Origin of the sequence: Streptomyces sp. NRRL F-5755, from assembly GCF_001279365.1 — a bacterium.
Lineage (GTDB): Bacteria > Actinomycetota > Actinomycetes > Streptomycetales > Streptomycetaceae > Streptomyces > Streptomyces rimosus.
This window is the reverse complement of the sequence record NZ_LGCW01000087.1, coordinates 1-7,940: the sequence shown is the minus strand read 5'-3', so window position 1 is coordinate 7,940 and position 7,940 is coordinate 1. Positions and strand designations below refer to the sequence as shown.

Annotated in this window: 7 protein-coding genes and 1 pseudogene; 6 read left to right on the top strand and 2 right to left on the bottom strand. The window is 73.9% G+C overall.

What is annotated here, in order from left to right; all coding sequences use genetic code 11:
- Positions 1-73: 73 nt before the first annotated feature.
- The 4 genes from ADK86_RS11745 to ADK86_RS11730 all read left to right on the top strand — a co-directional run bounded on the left by ADK86_RS11745 (position 74) and on the right by ADK86_RS11730 (position 3,920).
- Complete coding sequence (locus tag ADK86_RS11745) at positions 74-292, top strand: hypothetical protein (protein WP_003987130.1); 219 nt, start codon at positions 74-76, stop codon at positions 290-292.
- A 115-nt stretch (positions 293-407) separates the two neighbouring features.
- Positions 408-1,583: an elongation factor Tu gene (gene tuf, locus ADK86_RS11740; protein WP_030376689.1), complete on the top strand. Its 1,176-nt coding sequence runs from the start codon at positions 408-410 to the stop codon at positions 1,581-1,583.
- 180 nt (positions 1,584-1,763) lie between these two features.
- Positions 1,764-2,606 (top strand): patatin-like phospholipase family protein, encoded by an 843-nt coding sequence (locus tag ADK86_RS11735; RefSeq protein ID WP_053696539.1) that lies wholly within the window; start codon positions 1,764-1,766, stop codon positions 2,604-2,606.
- A gap of 522 nt (positions 2,607-3,128) precedes the next feature.
- Complete coding sequence (locus ADK86_RS11730) at positions 3,129-3,920, top strand: spermidine synthase (RefSeq protein ID WP_234345818.1); 792 nt, start codon at positions 3,129-3,131, stop codon at positions 3,918-3,920.
- On the opposite strand, the gene ADK86_RS11725 is transcribed toward ADK86_RS11730, so the two are convergent.
- Positions 3,882-5,237, bottom strand: a complete 1,356-nt coding sequence (locus ADK86_RS11725) for an MFS transporter (protein ID WP_053696538.1) — start codon at positions 5,235-5,237, stop codon at positions 3,882-3,884. The genes ADK86_RS11730 and ADK86_RS11725 overlap by 39 nt on opposite strands.
- Before the next feature lie 173 nt (positions 5,238-5,410).
- On the opposite strand from ADK86_RS11725, the gene ADK86_RS11720 reads away from it, so the two are divergent.
- On the top strand, positions 5,411-5,881 hold the full coding sequence (locus tag ADK86_RS11720) for a DUF4442 domain-containing protein (protein WP_053696537.1): 471 nt from the start codon (positions 5,411-5,413) through the stop codon (positions 5,879-5,881).
- 365 nt (positions 5,882-6,246) lie between these two features.
- The gene (locus tag ADK86_RS11715; RefSeq protein ID WP_053696536.1) at positions 6,247-6,891 is read left to right on the top strand and encodes a DedA family protein; all 645 of its coding nucleotides are present in this window, start codon (positions 6,247-6,249) and stop codon (positions 6,889-6,891) included.
- Positions 6,892-6,906: 15 nt separating this feature from the next.
- On the opposite strand, the pseudogene ADK86_RS11710 reads toward ADK86_RS11715, so the two are convergent.
- Positions 6,907-7,940, bottom strand: a pseudogene (locus ADK86_RS11710) (hypothetical protein); the annotation flags it as partial.

Here is a 7,940-nt window from a genome sequence, read left to right as displayed (position 1 = left end):
CCCCCTGCTTGGTCCCCCGCCCCCACAAATAATTCGCTCGACGCGGCCCACCCCCGCACGAGATCCTTACGGCATGTTCCGGCAGTCCTACCTCGCGCTCACGTCCGCAGTCGCGGACGCGCCGAAGGCTGCCGTCGACTCGATCGCGGCGCTCATCGCCGCTCTCAAGGCCGAGGCCGACGCCGTGCAGTTCCCCGGCGCCGCCATCGCCACGGACACCGTCGCGGCGGACGCCGCCCCCGCCGCTGCCGCGGCCGGCGCCGTCCCCGCGGCCACCGGCGCGCGAAGCTGACCCTCTCCGGATCGACCGGCGAACCCCGCAGGGGGAGGGTCGGTGGGATCGAGGGGTTCCCACGGCGGTCCGCGGGACCGCCGTATTCACCGCATTTCTGCGAGGAACCACAGCCATGCCCAAGACGGCATACGTGCGCACCAAGCCCCACCTGAACATCGGCACCATGGGCCACGTCGACCACGGCAAGACGACTCTCACCGCCGCGATCACCAAGGTGCTCAGCGAGCACGGCAGCGGCACCTTCGTGCCCTTCGACCGGATCGACCGGGCCCCGGAGGAGGCCGCGCGCGGCATCACCATCAACATCTCGCACGTCGAGTACGAGACCGACACCCGGCACTACGCCCATGTCGACATGCCGGGTCACGCCGACTTCATCAAGAACATGGTCACCGGCGCGGCGCAGCTCGACGGGGCGATCCTCGTCGTCTCCGCGCTCGACGGGATCATGCCGCAGACCGCCGAGCACGTCCTGCTCGCCAAGCAGGTCGGCGTCCGGCACGTCGTCGTCGCGCTGAACAAGGCCGACGCGGGCGACCCCGAGCTGACCGACCTGGTGGAGCTGGAGGTCCGCGAGCTGCTGACGGCGCACGGCTACGACGGGGACCACGTGCCCGTCGTACGGGTCTCCGGGCTGCGTGCCCTGGAGGGCGACCCGCGCTGGAGCCGGGCCATCGAGGCGCTGCTCGACGCGGTGGACACCTACGTACCGACGCCGGAGCGCTATCTCGACGCGCCGTTCCTGCTGCCGGTGGAGAACGTGCTGACCATCACCGGGCGCGGCACGGTCGTCACCGGGGCCGTCGAGCGCGGCACGGTACGCGTCGGCGACCGGGTCGCGGTGCTCGGCGCCGGCACGGAGACGACGGTGACCGGCGTGGAGACCTTCGGGAAACCGATGGAGTCGGCCCAGGCCGGGGACAACGTCGCGCTGCTGCTGCGCGGCCTGCACCGGGAGCAGGTGCGCAGGGGGCACGTGGTCGCGGCGCCGGACAGTGTGACGCCGCGGAGGCGCTTCACCGCCGAGGTGTACGTGCTGTCCACGGAGGAGGGCGGCCGCCGCACGCCGCTGTCCACCGGGTACCGCCCGCAGTTCTACATCCGTACGGCGGACGTGGTCGGCGACATCGACCTCGGCGAGCGCGCGGTCGCCCGGCCCGGCGAGACGGTGACGATGACCGTCGAGCTGGGGCGTGACGTACCGCTGGAGCCCGGCCTCGGCTTTGCCATCCGCGAGGGCGGCAGGACGGTCGGGGCGGGGACGGTCCGCACGGTGGCCGAGGCGTAGCCGGAGCGGTGCAGCCGCAGGCATGACAGGGCCGGAGCGGGAGCGGTGGCAGCATCGGGCCGCCCGCTTCGGCCCGTTCCGTTCCCCGTACGCCGGCACCGGTACGGGGACGGCGCGGGCTGCCACACTGCCGTACGGAAGTGACCCGAACCGAACCCGACGGAACCGGAGGGGACCGCGATGACCGGAACGGCACTGGTGCTGGGCGGCGGGGGATACACGGGCATCGGGTGGGAGATCGGCATGCTCGCCGGTCTCGTCGAGGCCGGTGTCGATCTCGGTACGGCCGATGTCGTCATCGGGACCTCGGCCGGTTCCATCGTGGGCGCCCAGCTCACGTCCGGCCGTCTGACACCGGAGGAGCTGTTCGCGCGCCAACTGGTCCCGGACACGGGGGAGACCGCGGCGCGCATGGGCACGCGGGAGCTGGCCCGCTTCGCCTATCTGGCGCTGCGTTCGCGCGATGCCGTGGACTTCGGGGTACGGATGGGGCGCCTCGCCATGACCGCCCGCGCAGCGTCCGGGCCCAGCCGGCGCGACGCGATCGCACGGCGCCTGGTCTGCCACGACTGGCCGGCGCGGCGGCTGATGATCACGGCGGTGGACGCGGTGACCGGGCGGCGGGCGGCCTTCGACGACACGAGCGGCGCCGGTCTGGTGGACGCGGTGAGCGCGAGCTGTGCGGTGCCCGGCGTATGGCCGCCGGTGAGCATCGGCGGGCAGCGGTGGATCGACGGAGGCGTGCACTCCAGCGCCAACGCGGACCTCGCCGCCGGGTACGGCCGGGTCGTCGTCCTGGCGCCGGTGGCGGCCGGCGGCGGGCCCCTCGCCACCGCGCGGTCGCAGGGCGCCGCCCTGACGCGGCGCGGTGCGCGGGTGAGCGTCATCGTGCCCGACCGTACGGCCCGCGCCGCCTTCGGCCGCAATGTCCTGGACCCGGCCAAACGCGCCGCCGCGGCCCTTGCCGGACGCCGCCAGGCCGCGGCCCACGTCAAGGAGGTCCGGACGGTGTGGGAGGAGTGAAGCGGGGAGGGGGCGGTACGGGCGGTACGCGGCCGGTTCGACGGGGGTCGGAGCGCGCCCTCGTACCGGCACAATGGGACGGTGGACGAAGCAGCCAGGCGGATACGGGACACGCGGGCCGAGGACGGGACAGCCGGGGCGGGGCCCGACGTGGCCGGGGCGGGGCCCGACACGAATCGGCCGGAGGCGGTTCCTCGGTCGCCGAAGTCGCAGGAGGCTCCGAACGCGCCGAAGCCGTCGGTTTCGCCGGATTCGCAGCAGCGAGCTTCCGTGCGGATCCCGGAGATGCGAGGCACCGGCCAGGAACCGGAATCGGCACCTGATCCGGCCTTGGTCCCTGATCCGGCCTTGGTCCCTGATCCGGCCTCGGCACCTGATCCGGCCTCGGCACCTGATCCGGCCTCGGCCCCCGATCCATCCCCAGCCCCCGAAGCGAACCCCGGCCCGCCCGCCCCCGGCACTCCCGACACCTCCGACCCCATCCCCATAACCCGCCCCGTCGACTGCGGCACCGCCAAGCTGATGCCGGACGTGGACCGGGCGCGTGCCTGGCTGCTGACCGTGGACGGTGCCCCGCAGTCGTACGTCGATCTCGACGCGCCGACCGAGCTGGAATTCGAGTACGCGCGTCGGCTCGCGGCCCTCCTGGACGCGGCCGCCGCTCCGGCCGAGCCGCTCGACGTGCTGCACCTGGGAGGCGGGGCGCTGACCCTGCCGCGTTATCTCGCCGCGACCCGTCCGGGCTCCCGCCAGGACGTCGTCGAGGCCGACCGGGGGCTGCTCGCCCTGGTCGCCGAACATCTGCCGCTGCCCCCGGACAGCGGCATCGCGGTGCGGGCCGAGGATGCCCGTACGGCTCTGGAAGCGGCGCCGGAGCGGAGCGCGGACGTGATCGTGGCGGATGTCTTCGGCGGCTCACGGGTGCCCGCGCATCTGGCCTCGGCCGAGTACGCGCGTGCTGCCGCCCGCGTCCTGCGGCCGTACGGGGTCTACGCGGCGAACCTCGCCGACAGCGCGCCTTTCGACTTCCTGCGGGCCCAGCTCGCCAATTTCGCCACGCTCTTCGACCACCTCTGTGTGATCGCCGAACCCGCGGTGCTGCGCGGCCGCCGTTTCGGCAACATCGTGATGGCCGCGTCCCGGGCCGAACTGCCGATCACGCAGCTGGCCCGGCGTACCGCGGCCGACGTGTTCCCCGCGCGGGTCGAGCACGGCGCGGCGCTGCGGCGGCTGATCGGTGACGCCGTACCGGTGCACGACGACCAGGCCGTACCGTCACCCCGTCCGCCCGACGGGGCCTTCAGCATCGGCTGAGGCGGCGGCCCCGGCGCCCGGGGCCGGGGGCGTTTCCGGTGTGCCGAGCCGCTTCGGCGTACCGCCGGACCGGCGCGTCAGCCGGCGGACGTCCCGTACGCACAGCGCGGCCGCCGTCAGCAGCGCGATCAGCGCGGAGCAGCCCCACAGCGCGGCGGTCCGCCCGATCAGGTCCTGTACGGGGCCGGCCAGCGCGGTGGCCACCGGGGTGATCGCCAGCGAGCCGAACCAGTCGTACGACGAGACCCGGGAGAACTTCTCCTCCGGTATCTCCTGGTGCAGCGCCACCATCCACAGCACGCCGAACACCTCCAGCGCGATGCCGGTGCCGAACATCACCAGGAGGAGGACGGGGACCGGCACCGGAACGGCGAGCGCGGCCGACGGGAGGGCCAGCGGGAAGACGCACAGGACGCCGGTGAGCAGGATGCGGCGGGGCTTGACGCGCATCATGAGCAGCGCGCCGCCGACCGTGCCCGCGCCGAAGGCGGCCAGCGCGAGGCCCCACGGCCGGGGGCCGCCCAGGTGTTCCTCGGCGACCATCGGCCCGTACACCGCCTCGGCCGCCACCACGACGGCGTTGACGACCGCGAACTGCCCGATCACGGCCCACAGCCAGGGCCGGGAGACCACCTCGCGCCAGCCGTCGCGCAGGTCGCGCAGGAGTCCGGCGGTGGGGGCGCGCTCGGGGATGTGGCCGACGTCGAGGAAGGCGCGCAGGGCGCCGGCGATGGCGAAGGCAGCGGCGTCGATGGCCAGGACCCAGCCGGGTCCGACGGCGGCGACCAGGGCGCCGCCGAGCGCGGCGCCGCCGATGTTGGCGCCGTTCATGCTCATACGGAAGAAGGCGAAGGCCCGGCCGGAGTGTTCCCCGGAGACGCTGGAGAGGACCATTCCCTCGGAGGCCGGGGCGAAGAACGCCTGCCCGGTGCCGCCGAGCGCGGCCAGCACCGCCATCTGCCACAGCCGTGCCTCGCCGGTCAGTACGAGCAGCGCGAAGACGCCTTGGGAGACGCAGTTGAGCGCGTTCGCCGCGACCATCACGCGGTGGCGCGGCAGCCGGTCGGCGACCGCGCCGCCGATCAGCAGGAAGACGACGAGCGGCACCGTACGGGCCGTGGCCACCAGGCCGACGTCGGTGGCCGAGCCGCCGGTGCCGAGCACCGCGAACGCCGCCGCGATCAGGGAGCCGGCGCTGCCGAGGTTGGCGACCACGGCGGCGGATGTCAGCAGGGTGTAGTTGCGTCCGGCCCAGTCCGGGAGGCGGCGGGGGCGGCGGGCGCCGCCGCGGCCGTCCGCGCGGTCGGTGTTCAGCACGGCCGCACCGGCCTGTGCCCCCGGAGGGGGTGCCGCGCGGAATTCGGGTTCTGCTCGCCTCCGGGCGGCTGCTGACCTGGCCACATGGGCCACCACGATAAGCGTCGCGGTCCTCTGGCGGGAAAACCGGCCGGGGCTTCCCCCGATAAGCTACTCATAGGTAACATGGCGTCATGTCCTCCGACACCCAGCCGTCGATCGGCGCAATGATGGCGGCCACCGTACCGATGGCCCGCACGCTCAACCTCGACTTCACCGAGACCACCGCCGAGCGGGCCGTGGTCCGGCTGCCCGACCAGGCGGATTACCACAACCACGTCGGCGGGCCGCACGCCGGCGCGATGTTCACCCTCGCCGAGTCGGCCAGCGGCGCGATCGTCCTCGCGGCCTTCGGCGACCAGCTCTCGCGGGCCGTACCGCTCGCCGTACGGGCCGAGATCGGCTACAAAAAGCTCGCCATGGGCGAGGTCACCGCCACCGCCGAAATCGGCCGCCCGGTCGCCGACGTCATCGCCGAGCTGGACGCCGGCGAGCGGCCGGAGTTCCCGGTGAACGTCGCGATCACCAGGGAGGACGGCGCGGTCACCGGCGAGATGACCATCGTGTGGACGCTGCGCCCGAACGACCCCGCGAAGGGGAAGTAGGGCGGGTGCGGCCCTGGCGGCCGGACCTGCCCGGGCCGCCGCGCACCTTCCCGCGTACCCATCTCGCAGATTGCGGCGGCTCCGAGGCAACTCCGCGCCGCCGGGGCGCGTCTCGTACGGCGGTACGGAAAATGTGGCCCGGTCAGCGGCCCGCCGCCCAGGTGTTCACCGGCCCGTCGCGTGCTGCGCGGCGGGCCGTGTCCCTGACGCCGGGGCAGCGGGGCGGCCGAAGGAGATCGAGTAGGCTGCCCGGGCGCGCCGCGGCACGCGGACGCCCGGGGGAATTCCGGTCTTCGACGGCGTCGCGGACGCCGGGCAGTGGCCCGCGGGGGCCCGGCATCTAGTTGGAGGAAGCGGCCTTGCAGATGGAGTGGCTGGAGACGATTCCGGCCGTGAGCGTGTACCTCATCGTGGGGTTGGTCATCGGCCTGGAGAGCCTCGGCATTCCGCTGCCCGGTGAGATCGTCCTGGTCAGTTCGGCGCTGCTGGCCGCGACCCAGGACCACATCGATCCGCTGGTGCTGGGCGCCTGTGCGTCCGCCGGCGCGATCATCGGGGATTCCATCGGCTATCTGATCGGCCGCAAGGGCGGACAGCCGCTGGTCAACTGGGCCGGCCGGAAATTCCCGAAGCACTTCGGGCCGGACCAGGTGGCGATGGCCGAGGAGAAGTTCGACAAGTGGGGCATGTGGGCCGTCTTCTTCGGCCGTTTCATCGCCCTGCTGCGCATCTTCGCCGGGCCGCTCTCGGGCGTGCTGAAAATGCCGTACTGGAAATTCCTCATCGCCAATGTGCTCGGCGGCGTCATCTGGGCCGGCGGCACGACCGCGCTGATCTACTACGTCGGCAAGGTCGCGGAGTCCTGGCTCAGCAAGTTCTCCTGGGTGGGGCTGGTGGCCGCGGTGCTGTTCGGCATCGGTTCGTTCGTCGTGATGAAGCGGCGGGCGGCGAAGGCGGCGGCCCAGCGCGAGGCGTCGGCCGCCAAGCCGGCGGACGCGATGGCGGAGTGACGCGACGGCGTTCCCTTAGGCAGGACCGAGCCCGCAGCGGGGCCCCGGGAGGGGACCGCTGCGGGTTTCGTTCTGCGTGGTGCGCGTGGGGGTGAGGGATACGGCTGCGGTCATGCCCCACGGCCCGGGTACGGGTACGGGGGTGCCCTCCGGTCCGGAGGCCGCCAGCGCGATGGCCAGCAGGACCTGGCTGTACGCGGGCCCGGGCCCGTACCAGGCGTCCTGATACGTGTGCTCGGCGGCCCTGCGCAGCCAGGCCACGGCGGTGCCGGTGTCCGCGCGGCGCAGGGCGAGGACGCCGCGGGCGTGCGCGACGCGGGCCAGTGTATCCGCGTCGGCGTGCCGGGCGGCCGCGCGCGCCGCCCGGTCGAGCAGCGACTCGGCGGCGCGGTGGGCGTGGTCCTGCGCGGCGAGCCAGCCCGCGAGCCACAGGGCGCGGGCCCGTACGGCGGTGTCGTCGCCGCAGTGCCGCAGCAGACGGCCGAGATGGGCGCGGCCCTCCTGCCGACGGCCGCAGACGGCCCACCGGAACCAGAGCGAGACCGCGGTGTCCAGGGCGGTGAGGGCGTCGGCGGCGTCCAGCGGGGGCCGGGTCAGCGCGGCCCGCAGGTTGTGCCGCTCGGTCTCCACCAGCTGTACGGCGATCCGGCGGTCGGGGCCCTGCCAGGCGATCTGCGCCTCGGCGGCAAGCGCGGCGCAAGCCATCCGGAACGCGCGCAGCGCTACGCCTTCCTCGCCGGCCGCCCGGACGCGCGCCAGGCCGACGGCGCGGGCTGCGGCGGGGAGGCGGTAGCGGGGTGGGGTGGGCGGACGGGGGACAGCCGGGCCGGCAGTGCGGGCGGTGGTCGGGGCGTCCGGTACGCGAACGAGGACGGACGCCCGCAGCAGGCGTTCGAGAGCCGCCTCGACGTCCTGCGCAGAAACGTCACTGCTGATGCCGAGACACCCCGCCAGCCAGCCGTCGAAGTTCCCGGGGAGCACGGAGAGGCGCGCCCATACGAGGTGGTCGGTGGGGGTGAGTGGGGCGGGGACGGGGCGTGGGCCGAGGG

What these genes read in the sequence shown, in the direction of transcription:
- ADK86_RS11745 (WP_003987130.1), top strand. Translation starts at nt 74, where the DNA reads ATGTTCCGGCAGTCCTACCTCGCGCTCACGTCCGCAGTCGCGGACGCG.
- tuf (WP_030376689.1), top strand. Translation starts at nt 408, where the DNA reads ATGCCCAAGACGGCATACGTGCGCACCAAGCCCCACCTGAACATCGGC.
- ADK86_RS11735 (WP_053696539.1), top strand. Translation starts at nt 1,764, where the DNA reads ATGACCGGAACGGCACTGGTGCTGGGCGGCGGGGGATACACGGGCATC.
- ADK86_RS11730 (WP_234345818.1), top strand. Translation starts at nt 3,129, where the DNA reads ATGCCGGACGTGGACCGGGCGCGTGCCTGGCTGCTGACCGTGGACGGT.
- ADK86_RS11720 (WP_053696537.1), top strand. Translation starts at nt 5,411, where the DNA reads ATGTCCTCCGACACCCAGCCGTCGATCGGCGCAATGATGGCGGCCACC.
- ADK86_RS11715 (WP_053696536.1), top strand. Translation starts at nt 6,247, where the DNA reads ATGGAGTGGCTGGAGACGATTCCGGCCGTGAGCGTGTACCTCATCGTG.